The organism is Globicatella sanguinis NBRC 15551 (assembly GCF_001552295.1).
Taxonomy (GTDB): domain Bacteria; phylum Bacillota; class Bacilli; order Lactobacillales; family Aerococcaceae; genus Globicatella; species Globicatella sanguinis.
Window position 1 is genome coordinate 1 of the sequence record NZ_BCQX01000195.1, and the last position, 1746, is coordinate 1746.

Annotated in this window: 1 protein-coding gene and 1 pseudogene; both read right to left on the reverse strand. The window is 30.4% G+C overall.

The genetic code is table 11. From position 1 onward, the window contains the following. Positions 1–106 precede the first annotated feature (106 nt). A pseudogene (locus GSA01S_RS10035) lies at positions 107–1085 on the reverse strand (nucleotidyl transferase AbiEii/AbiGii toxin family protein). Further along, on the reverse strand, positions 1082–1693 hold the full coding sequence (locus tag GSA01S_RS10040) for a DUF6088 family protein (RefSeq protein WP_066127215.1): 612 nt from the start codon (positions 1691–1693) through the stop codon (positions 1082–1084). The pseudogene GSA01S_RS10035 and the gene GSA01S_RS10040 overlap by 4 nt, the downstream one beginning before the upstream one ends. Positions 1694–1746: the final 53 nt, after the last annotated feature.

The window sequence follows — 1746 nt, forward strand, 5'->3', positions numbered from 1 at the left end:
CTGTGCGGGGGTGCGCAGACGAACCGAAAATCAACTGATTTTCAACTTCTTGCCCACTCCCAAAGTATTTCTCCCGAATGTTGTATTTTTTTAAGGAGAATTCTATTTACTTATTAATTTCTATTTCTAGTTCTTTAAGAACTTTTATAATCTCTTCAAAGTTTGGATAGGCTCCATAAATCATTTCCACCATAGCCTTATAATCTTTTTCTATTTCAGAAAATCGGTACTCTCTTGGGACTAACCTTAGTCTACCATTTAATGCTTCTTCATACTTTGCCCACTTCCTAGGGTAGAATTTGATTTTAAATTCAGTCACTTTCTTTAATAACTCCTTATCCTCTAAGGCTTTGTTTTTAAAATCTGAATCTGCTATTTTATATAGGTCATAAAAGTGTCTTGCATACCTATGGGGCATAGGAGAATAATCTGGTCTATTTGCTTCGTGGTGTCAAATAGTTGCTTTTTCCCAAAAAGTTCTCTCTGCTGATACTGTTCTTATGCTTGTTTTTTCTTTAAATACATTTGGATAGGCTTCCCCAACTATTGGCAAAATTTCCACTTCAATTGCAGGTGTCCATGCTGCAAGACTTTTATTTCAAGTCTTATGTTTTGTGTCAAATAATTAGATTCAAAAATTTTAGGATATTTACACTGAATTGTTTGTGGATCAAGAGTATCAATTGAGAATTCAAAGCCAATAGCATTTAAATCTTGTTCTAAGACTTTTAATAATTCATCTTTTAAAAACACTTTTGTCTTTTCATTAACTTCTTTGTTGAATTTATCTTGTTTGGTATTTGACCTTTCAATCCATGGTTCTTTTTCTTTATAGCCTAATAATTGCCAATCTAAGATTAGGTCTATATCTTTAAAAAATCTTTCTATAAGTCCAAAACACTTTGAAAGTGATGTTCCTCCTTTAAAGGCAAAATATTCCCTCCATTTTTTTCATTAAATAGATAGTCAAAGATAAAAGTAACCCAATAGTCTTTTTTAATAACTGCCTCAGATATATTTTTATTTCTTGCAGTATTGACTATTAAAACTCTTAAATCATCTTTGTTTTCGATATAAAAACTTATTCATCTTTAACCTCAGAAATTTCCCTTATTACTTCATATATCCATGATGGAACTGATTTTGACTCATTCATTAAGTCTGTTCTTTCTTTTTCAGTTAAATTTTCTCTTATCTTTTGTATAACTTCATTACTTATATTTTCTTTACCCAAAGACTTAATTGCTTGAATAACTGTTGCAGTCTTTAGGGACATATTGGCAATCTCTCCTGGATTTACTTTTTTAAATTCTAAAACTGTATCTCCAATTTTATATTCCTTATATCTTCCACTAGATATATATTTATAGTGAGTTGGAACTTGTGTTGAAAGTCCTAATAAGTTTAAGGCTGTGCTATTATATGGTGCAATATTCCAATTGTATTTTCTTGCTATAGCAAGTGCTAATTCGTGAATCGATACTGCTTCATACTCTCCAATTAATTCACTGAAGCTTGGATTATAATAAAAGCCATCAATGACACGTTTGATTTTATCTTCATCTGCTAATCTTTTTAATATTTGTCTAACCGTAGCATTAGATGCAATATCTAAAAAGTCATTGGCAAAAAATATCTTATTTGCTTCAAAACTATTTATTATATTTGATATTTTTTCTGTATATGAACTCATTACAATCCCCCTTTGTCACGGATGTTGTATCATATCCGTGACAAAAGTTCAAT